Origin of the sequence: Alteromonas stellipolaris (assembly GCF_001562115.1) — a bacterium.
GTDB lineage: Bacteria > Pseudomonadota > Gammaproteobacteria > Enterobacterales > Alteromonadaceae > Alteromonas > Alteromonas stellipolaris.
On the sequence record NZ_CP013926.1, the window covers coordinates 3317272 to 3333783 of the forward strand.

Annotated in this window: 12 protein-coding genes and 1 pseudogene; 3 read left to right on the forward strand and 10 right to left on the reverse strand. The window is 42.5% G+C overall.

The features are described 5' to 3' along the window. Positions 1-264 precede the first annotated feature (264 nt). Together AVL57_RS14200 and AVL57_RS14205 are read left to right on the forward strand one after the other, a co-directional pair. Positions 265-768, forward strand: a pseudogene (locus AVL57_RS14200) (cupin domain-containing protein); the annotation flags it as partial. Positions 769-1033: 265 nt separating this feature from the next. Then, the gene (locus tag AVL57_RS14205; protein ID WP_057790312.1) at positions 1034-1606 is read left to right on the forward strand and encodes an acyl-CoA thioesterase; all 573 of its coding nucleotides are present in this window, start codon (positions 1034-1036) and stop codon (positions 1604-1606) included. A gap of 72 nt (positions 1607-1678) precedes the next feature. On the opposite strand, the gene AVL57_RS14210 is transcribed toward AVL57_RS14205, so the two are convergent. Continuing rightward, a complete protein-coding gene (locus AVL57_RS14210) occupies positions 1679-4060 on the reverse strand; it encodes a peptidase U32 family protein (protein WP_057790310.1) in 2382 nt (793 codons plus the stop codon). A gap of 108 nt (positions 4061-4168) precedes the next feature. On the opposite strand from AVL57_RS14210, the gene AVL57_RS14215 reads away from it, so the two are divergent. Next, positions 4169-4912: a glutathione S-transferase gene (locus AVL57_RS14215; RefSeq protein WP_082604860.1), complete on the forward strand. Its 744-nt coding sequence runs from the start codon at positions 4169-4171 to the stop codon at positions 4910-4912. A 100-nt stretch (positions 4913-5012) separates the two neighbouring features. Here AVL57_RS14215 and AVL57_RS14220 read toward each other — a convergent pair whose 3' ends face one another. The 9 genes from AVL57_RS14220 to AVL57_RS14260 all read right to left on the reverse strand — a co-directional run bounded on the left by AVL57_RS14220 (position 5013) and on the right by AVL57_RS14260 (position 16508). Further along, positions 5013-5906: an aq_1923 C-terminal domain gene (locus AVL57_RS14220; protein WP_057790308.1), complete on the reverse strand. Its 894-nt coding sequence runs from the start codon at positions 5904-5906 to the stop codon at positions 5013-5015. 329 nt (positions 5907-6235) lie between these two features. Next, positions 6236-7936, reverse strand: coding sequence for a peptidoglycan-binding domain-containing protein (locus AVL57_RS14225; protein WP_057790306.1), 1701 nt, complete (start codon positions 7934-7936; stop codon positions 6236-6238). Between the two features lie 2 nt (positions 7937-7938). Continuing rightward, entirely contained in the window at positions 7939-8289 is a 351-nt protein-coding gene (locus tag AVL57_RS14230; RefSeq protein WP_138118201.1) for a hypothetical protein, read from the reverse strand. A gap of 17 nt (positions 8290-8306) precedes the next feature. Further along, complete coding sequence (locus AVL57_RS14235; RefSeq protein ID WP_057790302.1) at positions 8307-8597, reverse strand: hypothetical protein; 291 nt, start codon at positions 8595-8597, stop codon at positions 8307-8309. Continuing rightward, the gene (locus tag AVL57_RS14240) at positions 8597-9412 is read right to left on the reverse strand and encodes a DUF8812 domain-containing protein (protein WP_057790300.1); all 816 of its coding nucleotides are present in this window, start codon (positions 9410-9412) and stop codon (positions 8597-8599) included. Before AVL57_RS14240 ends, AVL57_RS14235 begins: the two co-directional genes overlap by 1 nt. 275 nt (positions 9413-9687) lie before the next feature. After that, complete coding sequence (gene gtfA, locus AVL57_RS14245) at positions 9688-11169, reverse strand: sucrose phosphorylase (protein ID WP_057790297.1); 1482 nt, start codon at positions 11167-11169, stop codon at positions 9688-9690. A 146-nt stretch (positions 11170-11315) separates the two neighbouring features. Beyond that, on the reverse strand, positions 11316-12542 hold the full coding sequence (locus AVL57_RS14250) for an MFS transporter (RefSeq protein WP_231751194.1): 1227 nt from the start codon (positions 12540-12542) through the stop codon (positions 11316-11318). Positions 12543-12741: 199 nt separating this feature from the next. Next, positions 12742-15276 (reverse strand): TonB-dependent receptor, encoded by a 2535-nt coding sequence (locus AVL57_RS14255; RefSeq protein WP_057790294.1) that lies wholly within the window; start codon positions 15274-15276, stop codon positions 12742-12744. A 710-nt stretch (positions 15277-15986) separates the two neighbouring features. Continuing rightward, positions 15987-16508, reverse strand: a complete 522-nt coding sequence (locus AVL57_RS14260) for a RidA family protein (RefSeq protein WP_057790292.1) — start codon at positions 16506-16508, stop codon at positions 15987-15989. Positions 16509-16512 lie beyond the last annotated feature (4 nt).

The window sequence follows — 16512 nt, forward strand, 5'->3', positions numbered from 1 at the left end:
TTGTGTACTTCTCTTTTTGCCAAAAAAGCCACGGTGCCAACACGTGCCATGTGATTACTTTTCTGGCGCCTGAAAAAGCTAATATTTTTTTGTTTATCTAGGTATGCTAGAAAACGAATCTACGTATTAAATTATGGCGCTATTATGCTTAAAATTAAAACCCAAAAATTCGTTCTGCCCTTTGTTTTGTCAATAACCTTGCTGTGTACCCTGTTAAGTGCCTGTACTAGCGTTACTAGCACTACGCAAGCTGCAACGTCATTAGATAAGAAACTCACTGCAGAACAGCTAATCGAGTCCCTCAATTTAACCGGGCATGTTGAAGGCGGCTTTTTTCGCCAAACCTTTAAAGCAGATCACAGGCCGCTAATAAGTACAACAAACGGCGATAGAGTGAATATGACCTCTATCTATTACCTGCTAAGTGCCAAATCCCCTATCGGGCATTTTCATATGAATCGCTCTGACATCATGCATTACTTCCACATGGGAGACCCCATTACGTATTACCTCATTAACCAAGATGGCAGCCTTGAAACTCATGTATTAGGGCCCGATCCTACCCAAGGACATAAAATGCAGATGGTGGTAAAAGGGGGCACATGGAAAGCATCAAAGATATTAACTACAGGCCCTTATGGTTATGGCCTTATAGGGGAAGCGGTAGCGCCTGGTTTCGAATATATCGATATGCAATTGGGCAAACGAACCGAACTCGTTAACCAATTCCCGCAGCATCGTGAGCTTATTACCTCGTTAACGCGATAAATAAAACCCCACGCGGTGTGTGAAAGCCAGTAAGTTAGCGCGTTTATAGCATAAGCGCTTTATTCCCTTACAGTCATAGCTACCCAAAAAAGAAAAGAAAGAAGGGAACGTGTTCCCTTCTTTTATTAAATATTGATGCTTGAATTCCCACTGCTATAGTAGGGTTTTACCTAACAAGTAACCTAACTATTACCCTAAAAACTATTTACTTTAAAAAGAAATTTACCCTACAACTACATCAACTATAACAATATAAAGGTTAACTATGAGCCCACGCACTGTCGCATTTTCAAGAACACGTTTAACTGAGCTAATGGTTCCCTCTTTTGCCAATTTTGGCGGAAAAGTTCATGGGGGAGTTATATTGTCCCTGATGGATAAAGTGGCTTACGCCTGCGCGAGTAAGCATGCTGGTGCTTATTGCGTAACGGTAACGGTAGATGGCGTTGAGTTTTTACAGCCTGTGGAAGTGGGCGAATTGCTATCGCTAGATGCTACCGTGCATTACGTTGGCAACACTTCTTTGGTGGTTGGTATTAAAGTTACGTCTGAGAACATTAAAAACAACAAAGTGAAGCACACCAACAACAGTTTTTTCACTATGGTCGCTAAAGACGACAACGGTGTGCCGGTAAAAGTACCAGAATTGGAACTCAGTAACCCTCACGAGATGCGCCACTTTGTAACAACGATTAAGCGTAATAAAGTAAAACGAGAAGCGCAGGCAAGAATACAAAAAGAACACGACGACTTCATTCCAAAAGAAGACTTTGTATTGCTTGATAAACAGCGCTGCACCATCACCTTCGACAAAGATGCGTCTTATACCCAAGAGTAAGATACAAAAAAGCCCTTGGTGTTTTGCAACAACCAAGGGCTTTCATTAATGCTTACACAGGTATGCGCTAGCCTACAATCCTGCGTGGTACTGGCTTACTGTTGACGCTGGCACCATACTATTTAGCGTGTCTTCAACTTGTTTATCACCGGCTAAGAGCTGTTCGAATTGACGAATTAGCGCTACCTTGTCTGGCGATACTTTGTCTCCCGCGCCAATGTTGGTTAAATCAATCATGAAGCCGTCGAACAAGTCAGATAAATCGTTCATTACTTCCATATTTAAAAACTGGTCTTCGTTATAAATACTCGGATAACCGGCTTTTTGCTTATCGATGGCGAACGACATACCTTTCATATTAGTAATGCTGGTTGATTTGTCACAAGAGAGCATACACCCGTTATCGATACGCGGCTTCTCGCAACCTACACTTTGCTGGAAAAAACACTGACGGCTGGTCATCAACAAAATAGGGTGATAAATACTGTAAAACAGTTTGAAGTTTTCAGGCCGTGCAATGTTCTTCATTTGCATGCGGTTTAGCTCGTTTGAAATAAACGCACCGTGACAATCGAAATCTTCTTTCATGGCCATTAAAGCATACGAGTTAGTGGTATTTAAGAAAGGCCCTGCAATCCACTTGATACCCAGTTCATTCGCTTTAAAAGCAATACCGGTATTGTTGGTTATAATTAATGGCGGCATGACTTGTTCAAGAATGTTCACTGCCACATCGTAGTCTTTGCCAATAAGCACCGCGGGGAACCAAGGTATTAAACGAGGATTATCTTTTAAGAAACCGACATACTTGGTGCAATTGCGCTTATAGGCATCTGGCAACTTAAAGTAGATATCAGCATCCGTCTCATCAGCTAAATGCACGTCTGCCTCATCACAGATTAGCAACGAAAGCGCTGGCTGTTTATCGGCTTCGCTTTTAGGGTAACTCGTGAGTTTTGGTAATATCACTTCAGGTATTAACGACTGTTCACCGTTAAGCTGCTTCATGGCTTCGTTTTTAAGCGCCGTTACATCGCGAAACGGCAAACTAAGGCCTGTACCTAATTGTGTGACATCAAGGTCGGCGATGCCATATTCGCCTGTGCCTAAACTTCTAAAACGCTTCTCTAGCAAGGTTTCGTCTAACGCATTTTTCTCGCTCTTAGACAACACACCTTCAGAACGTAGCGTAATGGTTTTAGGGGCAATGGTGTTTAAGCTGTCTTTACCAGACCCACCTTGAACAGCGCCGGATTCAAACTGGCCCGCTGCTAAGCCATGAGTTTTGATAGTCAGGGTTAAGCAACTTCCCTCTTCACCTGAAAACACTAGTGTTGTAGGTATTTTATCAATAGATAAGTATTGAATTTTCTCTCTTACCAAGTCGTGTAGCTCGTTCTTTTCTTGATAAAGAGTTTGCTTCACTTCTTGTATTTGCACCACTGAAATACGATTAACGTCTTTCGCCGACGCATCATTTGCGCTTTCCGTTTGAACCGCTTTTTCAATGGCATGATTTTTTGAGTTGTCGCGTGGGTTATCAATAAACATCGATTGATTCAAATCACCACGTAAAAACGCGTTAGAAAAGTCTCGGTTGAATACTTTATAAAGGCGTTCGCCGTCTTCTAACAATTCGCCAGTTTCCATAAAGCCATCTATCTGCTTTCTAAAACTGTCGATGACCGTATGAACGTAACTTGCGCCTTTAATCCGGCCCTCCACTTTAAACGAGTACACCCCAGCTTCTATCAATGCTGGCAGGTCGAAAAAGGCCGAGTTATCTTTAATATTTAATGGGAAATTATGCCCAGACTCTGTGGTTTCGTATTCTTCGCGACAAGCCTGACTGCAGCGCCCTCGGTTACCTGAATTCCCCGCACTGGCAGAGGTTGAATAACATAAACCTGAGAACGCCACACATAAAGAGCCATGCACAAACACTTCGGTTAGTACATCGTGCTCGCGGCTAACCTTGGCAATAGCTGTAATTTCTCGTAGGTTCAACTCTCTAGATAAGTTAACCCGTGATGCACCTAGCTTTTTAAGAAAAGGGATTTGCCCCACGTTGTGCGTAGTCATCTGGGTAGAAGCATGAATATCTAACGTAGGAAAATGCTTTTTGATAAGGTTGAACATACCAATATCTTGCACAATCACGCCATCAAGCGTGGTATTAACCAATTTACTTAATAGCTTGGCAAGCGTTGGAAATTCTTTTTCCAGAATAACGATATTCAATGTCAGAAATATTTCGCAGTCATACTGGTGCGCCAATCGAATAACGCCAATTAACGCATCGAATGAAATATTAGACGCACGATTTCGAGCGTTAAAATTATCTAACCCGCAGTACACCGCGTTGGCGCCTGCAATAATGGCGGCTTTAATCGCATCAACATCGCCACCTGGGGCTAATAATTCAATTTTCGGATTCGTGTGAGTACTGTTCATCTAGATGCTATATTGTGGGAAACTTTATGCCGAGGATTTTACCTACATATTTGCCCAATGAATATCATAACGGCTGATTAATCGAGGTAAATGGAGATAAAACACCCAATGCCAGAAGCAAAACCAGAATTCACGACTGAATTTTCACAAGAACACGGTGTTAAACCCGAATCCCACAGGGTTCAGCAACCCATACTCTATTCTTTACGCAATTGCCCTTATGCCATGCGCGGAAGAATTGGTTTGTATAAAGCGGCGCAAGACGTTGAAGTGCGCGAAGTGGTATTAAGCAATAAACCTGATGCCATGATTGAGGCCTCAGCTAAAGGTACCGTGCCCACGCTAGTGCTGCCAAATGCAGACGGCACCAATACAGTAATAGATGAAAGCTTGGATGTGATGCTGTGGGCACTGCATCAAAACGATCCCGAAGACCTACTGCATCAGCAAGACACTGCCGCTTTGCCAGCCATGCTAGCATTAATTGCAACATTCGATGATGAATTCAAAACTCAGTTAAATGCGTATAAATGCGCTAAACGTTATCGTGAAAACAACGTAGTTGAATGCAGGCAAGCCTGCGAGGTATACATCCAAGACTTGGAAGACCGTTTAGGTGCTGGTATCACTGAAGAAGCTTTTGAAGAAGGCCAAAAGAAGAGGTTTATTTTCGGCGCAAAAGAAAGCCTAGCAGATATTGCTCTACTGCCGTTCATTCGCCAATTTTCCAAAGTAGAACGTCAGTGGTATCGAGAATCTCCCTACCCAAACCTTAAACAGTGGCTAAACGGGTATTTGCAAAGTGTTATGTTTAATAAAGTGATGACACAGTATGAACTGTGGAAGCCCTAAGCTAATAATTTAAACGGCTGTCAACATAACAGTTAACAGCCCAAACCCCATTAAGTCTATATGAATTTTTTATCCATATAGTGTCTTTCACAACCAATGTCTAATGAATACTAATTTTAAACTGTCCGTCCTGCATGAAAGTGTCAAATGCGCTATTTGGATCTGACATCATCATTATTGGAATTACAGTAAAAGGCTCATCGCTATTCCGTGAAAGCGTAACTTCATCCCCTTCAAGCAACGCTAGCATGCCTTCCAACAGCATTTTTCTCGGTGGCTCTGCCTTCTCTAAAGCACGCTCTAATTCTTCTATCGCTTCGGCGCGTAAATCATCAGCATCTTTCTCATCAGTCGCCTTTGTAGCGAACATTCTGTCGACTAAGCCATCTTCTTCCAAAGAAAGTGTAAACTCACCAATTTCTATCGCAGCCATTAAGTGTTGTGCCATAAGTTCGGGCGCTGCTGATATTGGGGCTTTTGTGAAAAGGTCGGTAGAAAGCGAAATCCGTCCTGCGTCTTCCACATCGAAGGTCAGTTCTTTAATACGGTATTCGTTGTCATCTTCATTTACTTCAAAAGCAAAACGTTGATCTAGGGTTTTCCCTTCTTTCATCAGCATATGAACCAAAATTTCTTGAATATCATCTGGCGTATCATCAACACCATGACCTTTATATTCAGAAAACGAGACACCAGAAAAGTGCACTTCTCCTTCAGTAGAGTCTTCCAATTCTTTTTCAAAACCTGAAAGGGCAATATTTTTAACCACAATATGCCCTTGCCTGTCATCACCAATGCGAATGTCATCGATGGACACATCACCAAAAATAGTCGCACTCACATCGCCGTAAGAAACCTGTGTGGTAGCAGGAAGGTCGGCAATCATTTCATCTACTGCGTCTTTAGCTTTTGATGAAGCATAAATATTGCCGACGACATAACATACGCCTAGTACTACCACAACGCCTAAGGCCAGCTTGGTATTTTTACTCATTTACGTATCCTTTCTTTTACTTCTATCTCAATTTTACGTTATCAAGGTACAGCCACGTTAACCTTGCTGCGTAAGCGCAACAAGCAATAGAACTGATTGCTAAAATGAATGCAATGAAGTCATGGTAACGAATTTTAACGCAAAGGTATGCTGAAGATTTAGCACCAACATGCCATCGCTCAACACGGCAATAGTCATAAGCTTATGTTTGAAATAAGCGAATATAGAAAATAACGGGCGTGAGGAATAAATGAGCAAGGGGACAAGGGAGTTAAAGGAGAGTAAAGGAGAGTAAAGGAGAGTAAAGAAGAGAAAGGATAGTAAGAAAACTAAGATATACGGGTTTTAAACAAAGACTTCCGGTGTGTAATATCCAGTTCATAGCTTTCAATAAGCCTAACTTGTGTATTTATCTCTTTTATCGCATTAGCAACATTTGCCAACGACAGCAGAGCTAAAAGCCACCCCACGGGTGATGAGATTGTTCGTACTACTCGCTGCGCTATACCCAAAAGATGACCAACAATAGTGAGTCCTGCGGCATAAAGTTTGGCTTGAAAGCCATACTGGGTTCTATCAAAACTAATTTGGTGGGGCTGAGCCATAGGATCTATGCAGCAAAACTGATCGAAGTCATTATCATGAGCAAAGCAAGTTTTGGAAGGTGCTCCGTAATGAAAAGCACTGCCTTTTAAATACGACATGCTTGAGTAAACAATATCGAACGCTTTCACAACACTCAAATAACAATTACGGGCTTTTTTACTGATGAAGCGTGCAATATTCGCAATCACTTCCTTTGTTTTTTCAAGCACGCGTTTTACTGCGCCAAAAAGCCAGCTTACCATTCGCTTTAATCCGTCGAAAATACCATTGGCTAGCTTGTTAAACTGCGCTCTTAACGCATTTTGCTTACTTTTACTTTGCCATAATTGGCTTACCGAAACGTTTAAACTTTCATTGTCACTATCAGTCACATCTACATTGGTGGAAAGCGCAGAGAATGCCGCCATTAAATAAGCATTTAATGGATGTCCATTGTCGCTTTCGGTAGTGTTTTTTTTATCATTCCCTTCATTTCTTGGCCGCACAACAGGGTAGTCAGAATAAAACTGTTTAATCGCAAGTTGAGTTTTTGAGATGCTAATAAAAGTGCGCTTTTTAAACCTCCTTGTAGCTCTTCTAATAGTTTGATCTTTCCCCGGTGAAATATCATAACCAAGCAACCAAAGCTCTACTCTGGCTATCGATTTTACAGTTTTAGGGTACGCTGTAATTGCAGATTCAAAGTATGCATTGTCACTTAACTTCGCAACAATATTGTCGTATTCAAACATGGCATTGAGTAATTCTATATTTAATCCAGAACACGTGCTTTTTACTAATTTCAGTTGTTTGGAAAATGCACAAAATTGGTCAATCGCATGTTGAAAGTCGGCATTATCGCTGGGGTTGATTATGGTTTTAGTGTGAATGCGATGTAGCTCCCAATCAGAGAAAAAACCGAGGGTATATAAACGACAATACACCGCCCGCATCACTGCTTTGTTGTGTAGTAGCCCATTTTCAAATAGCCAAGTTTGGTGTTGATTTTCTGGCTGCGATTGCGAGGATAACTGCTGTGGTGACTGCAGCCATGAGCTTCCCCATTCCTCATTAGAAGCATGTCGCCAAACATTGCCCCATAACGCAGGACTTTGCTGATTTTCAAAACTTACTAGGCACTCCAAAGCCTGCCACGTAAGCTTTCCGGCCCAACCGTCTTGGGTAATACCAGCATCATGTTGAAACTGCTTTATTTTTTTGATCAGTATGCGGTCAATTTGCGGGTTATGGCGATTCGTAAATTTGTGCCCTTCACCTAAGTAGCCTAGTTCAATTAAACGGGCTCTAATGGCGCGGATATAGGCAGAAGAATCAGTCTCATTGGGATTATCAGAGCCTAACGTTGCGTTAGGCAAATAATGCTTAGATACCGAAGCATCAAGCCCCCTCCCCAACTTGTCGAGTATGCCAAATTTGTCACCCATTACTACAAATCCGCAATTTCCCCTACGATAGACCTTACGAATTCGATAGATGCTGCTCGAGATTCAGCACCCGCCAGCACCAAATCGGCATGAGCAAGGCGTTGTTCTTCGGTGATATCCTTATCGTAAAAAGCAACAATGTCGCCATCAATACTGGTTTGAGTACTTGCGAGGACCTTAACTGCCACAGTGGCATTTCCCATTGCAGACGACATGACATCATCAAACTTTAACGGCGCGGTATCCGCCGCATTCAGTGTTACTGAGCCTTGAAATGTCACCACATCAAGTTTAGACAAATCACCAATACCGTCTGCCATGGTTTGCATTGCGTCTTTGAACTTTCCCATCATAAAATTCCTTCTATAAATTAATAAAAAAGCAGCTTTATTGCCTTAACAAAGTTTGTATTGAATAGCGCTTTAAAAAAGGGCAAGGCGGTACCCTGAACTGCAGGTATAGAAGCAGGTATAACCGCACTTTCTTCTACCGTTTCAGGTGTAAATGGATAAGTAGCCAAATGCTTGAAATCGTGCTGATTGTCGACTTCCAATCTGCCCTGGTAAATTTCAACTCGAAACTCCCCCCTTTCTGCGAAACGTTGATGTGCTCGTGTGTAGGCTTCGTACCTTAAATGTAAATCGTGCTGAAGGGTTTTCATTACGCAACCCTCACCAGGTCGTCAACTGAATACTTTCTACCTGAATTTCTAACTAAATTAGCTTCATCGTCTCGGCGGTGTAACAAGCCATCAAGCCCTCTGCCCTGCCACAATCGTTTCATCTTCGTAATTTGCTGCGCTATTCCAATATAATCTTTGCTCGCGACCAAAGGTTTTATGGCAGCCATTTCTCGTCTTGAGTCACCTTTCAGGCTCCCTCCACGGTTATACACTAGCGATACCAAAGCAGCCTGCGCATCAGCATTCAAGTACTCGACACCAGGGAAAGTAGATTTTGTTTTTTGTGCATATTTAGGTAGCGATGAGTGCACAAATACATGCTTTGCAGCATCGAAAGGCACAGTGACAGAACGTAAAGATGAAACATGAATTTTAGCGGTTTGCCCTTTCAGGCCGCATACCCGCGTAAGCTTTACCATATCAAAGGTATTAAGAAGCGACTGCCAGTCGGATTGAAATTGGCTTTTACTGGCATAACCTAAATCGTAGCCAATACCAATAGTGATCCCCGAATCACCTTTAGGCCACGTAGGGTGGGTAAGCCTTTTCTCATAGTATTGCTTCGAACTGATCTCATGCTGCACGATAAGATCTATCCCCTTCTGTGAAAGCGTGAGGCTAATTTCATTTGAATTGGCAGGTGTTGTTGTCGAAGTAACTTGGGTTAGGCGCTCGGAAATGGGAAGTAACCGCTTTTCAAGTGCCCAAAGCGTTTCACCACCAAGTACACCATCAGGTGAAACACCCAAGTGCTGTTGAATTCGTTTTAGTCGTTCTGAAGTGGTGAAGTGCATTGGGTTGTGTCCATGCAACCTTGAAACATACTTCATTTCGATGGTTATTATTTAAACTATTATATTAACTTAACATTATTTGTACAAAATACAACCAATTCAGTTTCAACTTTACGTGCTACTTGAAGAGAGTGGTAAACGTACCTTTAAAGAGATTAGGCTTTGCGGTTATTAAGAAAGGAAACGATTTGAGTGTAATATTGAATAATCGGAAGTGACTTCGCTAGAGTAAACAAAGTCACTTCTGAATTTTTTTGCTCGGGCTAAAACAAAGACTATGCCGTGAGTTTCGCTAAAGAGAGGGTTGATTTTAAACCGCCTTCTAGCAATGTAATAGTTGCATCAAGCGTGCTCATCTCCACTCGTAACTCGGCACGATCTTCATCTAATGTCCAAACAAGCAACAAAGTACCTGTGTCTTCAGTAACAGAGAAATCGCCGTTAAACGCATTTGTGTTGTTTCGAACATGAATTAATTCAACTAGGCCTTTTACCACTGGCTTTGTGAGCGCTTCATCAATATCGCTTTCACTCAAATAAGGGCGATTAATATCTCGTCCCACATTTGTCTTCTCTAGCAATTTCATGTCGTTAGTCGCCCCTAACAAACCAGCATAATATACTTGCGGTATACCTGGGCTGAAGAACTGTATCGCACGGGCTAGCAAGTATTTATAGTCGTCTTTTCCTAACGCATCATAATAAGTACAGTTAATTTGGTACAAATCTACGTTGCTAGCCGCCTCTCCCGTAGCCTTTCTGGATTCACCATCAGAGTTGACATGAATCGTTTCTACCAAGTTATCGATTTGCGAGTGAGTTAGAAGCCCTGGCTTATCGCCACTAGCGCCTACATCTACAATGCCTATTCCATCATGGGTATCAAGTACCGTGAAGCAGTTGCGTGGCGAAATAGACAGCCAATGCGCTAATGCAGACGCGTCTTTGCTAAATAGGGTATGCAATACCAATGGCGGCAGCGCAAAGTCATAAACGCTGTCACAACGAGATGCAATAGCAATTTGGGTTTCAAAATGACTGTGAATTTCAACCAAGCTTTGAATGCCCATCTCGTGCGCACGCTTGCTTAATGCTTCGATAAACTCAAAAGTTTCTTCTAGCATGAAACAGTTAGTGCCCGCGCGTTTAATGGCATAACCTGCTGCATCTAAACGAATTAGGTCAACATTGCTTTTTGTGAAAGCTTCTAGGATTGATTCTAGATACGCTTTACCTAAATCAGATTCAACATCAATGTCGATTTGATTAGCGGTGAACGTTGTCCAAAAAGGCACAACCTCTTTGTTATCTAACTCATATTCAGAGAAAAATGGCGTAGGGCGAGGCCTAAATACTTTGGCAATATTTGCAGTGTTTGCCGCATCGTCTTCGCTGAACACCGACTGTTTAGTTAAAAATAGCGGCCAGTATTGTGATTCACGACCGTGTTTAATCACATCTAAAAATGGCTCACTTTGCGCAGACATATGATTCACTATTAGGTCTGCCATAATATTCATCGACTCACCCACTTGCTTCACATCGGCCCAGCTACCTAACCGCGAATCAACCGTAGTATGATCGATAGGGTCAAATCCAGCATCTTCACCATCGAAAGGGTAATAGAAAGGCAAAATATGAACGCCGGTAAACAGACCTTTCAACTTAGTATTAAGAAGCGTGTTAAGGCCAGACATATTTCCTTCACCTAAACGGTCTGCATAGGTAATGAGTTGAACGCCATTGCGTAAAGGCATGAGAATTCTCCAAATAACGAGGTGCTGCGCATTGAAAAAACAAAGTTGCACCGAAGATTCGCAGTACCTCTATGACAATAAGAAGTACTGCATTGATTTAAAATAATGAGTTAAACGTAAAGCTGCTCTAGCTAGGCATATTTGCTTTAGCTAGCTGTGGTTGAGTCAACCCCATATTCTCGTTTTTCAATCATGGCCAGTCGCTCTCGCGTTGGTTGTACAATAGCGTTGTAAAGTAAACCTAGGAACAACAAGATAGAAAACCCTGTGGCTACCACAAACCCATACTTGGCATCGCCACCATAGGCATCACTCACTACTCCCATAATGAAAGGCCCAGCGGCAGCACCCGCTGCAGTAAAGAATAAGATGACGCCCGCCACTGATCCGTGCTGTCGCTTCTCGAAGCAGCTAATGCCCTTAGAATTGAAAGTTGGATAAATGACCGACATAAATATGCCGCTTAATGGGAAAAGGAAAACGGCTAGCATTGGGCCTGCTATTAAGCCAACCAAGAAGCACAGCATTATCATGAAACTAAATAACAGTAGTACTTTGGTCCACTCGTAATGCTGCATCATCCAAATACCCACAAACCGACCTACTGCACGCAAAGCGAAGAAAACGGAAACCGCGTAAATAGCAAGAGTTTGGGTAGATTCATTAGCGTAGCAGCTGTACATATCTGAGGCTGAATTGGCGTCACATATTAAGTAGCTTGGCATCCACACATAAATTGCGCTCTCGGCCGCAACGTACAGAAACGCACCAATAGAGAAACCTAGCGCGTAAGGGTCTTTAAGTAGCTTTAAACTATCAACTAGGCTAGTAGGCTTTTCTTTTATCGCTTTGCTTTGTGGATATTCAACCATCAGCGCCATGCAAATTAGCACGGTACATAAACCACCGGCGATAACGTATAACCAGGTCCAGTGAACACCCTGAGTAATTAGCCAAGCAACTAAGATTGGGCCAATGATTGCGCCAACGCCAAAGAAAGCTTCGGCGCCGTTCATAGTGCCAGTATGCTCTTTGGTTGAGCGTGAAATATCACCAATTAAAGCAAGTGCAGCAGTTTTAAATACCCCAACTGCCAAGCCTGATAAGGTTACTAAACTTAGAATAAACGCAAAGGTACTGCCTACCATGAATAGATAGCAAGAAATGGCGAATAAGGCTAAGCCCAAGATTAGCGTTTTTTTGCGACCAAATTTATCGGCTAAAAATCCAAGAAACAGCCCAGAAAAAGCGATACCGATCATGAACAATGAGTGCATTAAACTCGCTTGCGTATTGGTAACTGCAAATTCAATTTTTACTTCTTTAATGATTTCGCCTACTGAGTCGGATGTCATCGCGAACATCATAAACATCAAATAGGTTAACCAGCGAATTAACCCGTAGTTATGCTCGCTCTTTTGGTTAGTAGACATGGAGATTTACCTTAGAAACTTAAGAAAGATAAACGCGTTGCTGCGCTTAAAAATCTTATCTAGCGCTTGCGCCGAAATACCAGAACTATCACTTACGGCGCTTATAAAAAAGCGCCGCAGCGAATAGTATTAACGACCATTAATAGAATGCGTATTTCAATTGAATTGAAGACGTTCTTCCACTAATTGGGCGAGCTCGAATGATATCGCCTGCTGATGCAGCACTTTCTTCAGACTCAGTAATAACAAATTCATCAGTGGCGTTGTTAACATTCAACGATACTGAGAACTGGTCAGATACATACCAAGTGGCAAATAAGTTAGCCACTACGTAAGCATCTTGCTTAAGCTCGTTTGAGTCTTGAACATAGTACTCTGTTGAACCTTGTAACGACGCACCAATACTGAAGTTTTCAAAGTCGTACTGTGGAATGACCGTATAAATAAAGTCGGCTTGGCGACGAGGAGTCTTGCCCACTAGCGCAGGGTTGAACTTGTCTTCGCTAATTTCTGCATCTGTCCACGTGGCATTTCCTGACACAGTGAAACCGTTACCAAAATCGTACTTACTTTCAAGTTCTAAACCTGTTGCTTCGTATTCACGAATAAAGGTTAAACCGCTTGTTACTTCAGCTTGAGTATCTTGGGTTACTGTATTGAACAATGTCGCATTAAATTTAAAGTCTTGCGTACCGTACTTGATACCAAACTCTAACTGCTCTGTTTCATCGAAACCACTTGTGGTACTCGTTAAGCTACCATCGGCATTAAGGGTACCGGCAATTTGAAGTAGTCTATCCGCTAACGCGCGGCCCCCTTCACTATAGCGACCAAAGAAAGTGACAGAATCGCTATAAAGGTATGAACCACCTAGCGAGAATGATGTATTACTTGCTTCGTAATCAACTATTTGGCTTGTTCCATTAGCACGATTTAGGCGAATAGCACCACCACCAAAGCCGAAACCATTTGATGCAGACGCATCTTCGGTATTGCCTGAAATGACGCCGTCGCCGTTGATGTCTACGTCAGTGTTACCGCCACAGCATGAGTTTATAAGCTCACCGTTTGCTTGCACGGTGTCACGACGTGCACTCACGTCAAACAACCAGTTGTCACCCACTTCGAAGCCAACGTTGATGTAAGGTGCGGTAGTGGTGTAGTTTAAATCCCATTCCCATGACAGGAAGCTTGGTGCCCAAAGCCCTTGGTCAACAAGTGCAGTACCGTCGGCATCTTCAATATGAAGGTACTGAGAGTTAGTGCCATCAACTGTTTGAATGAACGTGTTCCAGCTGTTCCAGCTAATCGCAATGTCTTGCTTAGAGTAGTAGTAACCAGCGGTAAGCGTTACGCCATTGTCGTACTCTTTGCGAAGGCTTAAATCGTTGATCATGTTGCCTAAATCATTGTAGGTCGTATCGAACAATAAGTTTAGGAAGGCTAATCCGTTGTATTCGTCACCGGCATTAGGCCCATTGGCAAGGGTTACGCTGGTTGAGTCACAATTAAAAGCATTACCGTCGCCATCTAGAGCTGAAGCACAAATAGCCGTTGCCATGCTGCTAGCAGACTGAGGTCCATAGGCACCAAAAGTATCTGTGAACGGAGAAACAAACCCACCGCCTACATCAGACGTTCTGAATTTATTAAGTAGGTAAAGGTCTTCTGCTACTTCCAAGTCAGCTTCAAAGCCAAATGAAGTCACTTCAGATTCAATACCATCCGTTAAATCACGATTAACTGGGTTTCCAAAAGAATCGAAAGTCGAGACATTGGTGGTATAAGCAGAGTGTAATGTTTGGCTGCTTGCATCGAAGTTATCTACTGCGCCATAGCTACCATTTCCTTTCACCATGACGGGGGCTGGTAAATAGGTCGTCACTCTGTCGTCTAAATGCTTGAAGTAAAAACGTAGATGACCATTATCTAGTAACTGAGTGAAGTTGATTTTTACTTGGCCACCTTGGTCGCCGTTATAGCCAGTGTCACGAACGCCTTCGCCGCCGCGAGCAAAACCACCAATATGGAAATACAAATCGTCGTTTATTTCTCCGCCGTAAGCGAAGTCTAAACGAAACTCTTCGTAATCAAGACCAAACGATGTGCCAATTGCACCTCCACCTTGTTCACCCGTAGCGCTGATCATGTTGATGACCCCACCCGGTGAGTTACTGGCAAATGTTGATGCAGAACCACCGCGTACAGATTCTACTCGTTCTACAGACCAATCGTAGCGCAAGAAGTTATCTGCATTACCAAAGTTTATATCGCCGTACTCTAAAACAGGAAGGCCATCTTCATGGATTTGCATGAATTTAGAGCCACCCGTTGCTAAAGGAATACCACGAATAGTGATATTTGCATTACCGCCACCGCCTGAAGATTCGGCACGAATGCCTGGAAGTGCACGGAAAACCTCAGCTGTTGAGCGAGGAGCCAGCTTCATCACTTCTTCTTCATCAAACGAACTTACAGAAACACTCGCCTCTTGCGCAGAAACACCCGCAGGGCTGGCAGTAACTACGATTTGTTCATACGTTTCTTTTGCTTTCTTTTCTTGTGCTTCTTGAGGTAAATTCTCTTGAGGTAAAGAGTCCTGAGCTAAAGCAGCGCCACTTAGGCCTAATAACACTGCTATGCCCAATGCGCTTTTATTAAATGTTGTGTGCATGGGTATTCTCCAAAGCTAAGCGAAACTCTCTTACGCTCAGTTGTATCAGAAGAAGCGAAAGAGAACTAAAAACATAAACTAACAAACATCGACTTAATCGATTAAGTAAAAGATTACTAGAAGAATGCCAGCATGTAAATTATTTGTTTAAAAAAATAGCTAAAATTATTTTAACCTTACGAAGCAAAATTCTTAAAAACTTAAATAATACAAAAAGCTAACCAGCAATGCCGACAAACAAAAAAGTTCAATTTACTTTCAAATTTCACTCCGTATTAACTTAATCGTTTTAGACAAAAGGTTTAATTTACAATGTGTCAACATAATAAAACCCACATCAACTTACCCTTTGTCATCAAGCTCGCCATATGCTTTCTTCAAATGAATCCGCAAGCCTTCGCTATTACTTTAGTTCAAAAATAGGCCTTTCGTACAAAAACGTGTTGAGGGCACAAAGGTAGGTATTGTCAATATTGCTTAATCATCTGCGGGGTATTTTTCTTCACACAAAAAAGTGTGCAGAATGAAGCCGGACATGCCGGCCATGTGTTGATTGGTTTGAATAGAGGGGGGAATGAGCTTGTGCATTATTCAATTTACGTTTGAAAACTGTCCATTTTTAGCTAACCGTTAACGGCCATACTATCTAAGACATAGTTACTCTAGGGATGCCCTTTCCGTCGCACCTTTTAACGACTCTTTCGTACTCTTTACTCATCCTTCAATTCGATTATAGCACTTACCTCAACCGCCATATTGCCTGGCAGACTGCTCATTCCTACTGCCGCTCTTGCTGCTTTGCCCTCATCGCCAAACGCGGTGACAAATATATCTGAAAAGCCGTTAATCACGAGTGAATGCCCCGTGAAGGATTCTGTGGCATTTACCATTCCGCTTATTTTAAGTACTTGCTTTACCATGCTTAAATCGCCAGTGGCATCTTTGATGGTTGCCAATGCACATAACCCCACCAACTGCGCAGCATCGTAACCTTTCTCTACCGTGACATCTTGACCTAACTTGCCAAGCACACTTTTGCCTTCACAGGCGCCATGGCCTGATAAGTACAATATGTTCCCCGCCTTGCGCCATGTAACGTAATTAGCTATCGGTTTCACGGGAGCAGGTAAGGTAAAACCAGCTGCTTTTAAGCTTTGCTCAGGCGTATTCGCGCTTGCCACTACAGGCGCAAACATTAATGAAACTGCGGTCGCTATTATAAATTTCTTCATCGTT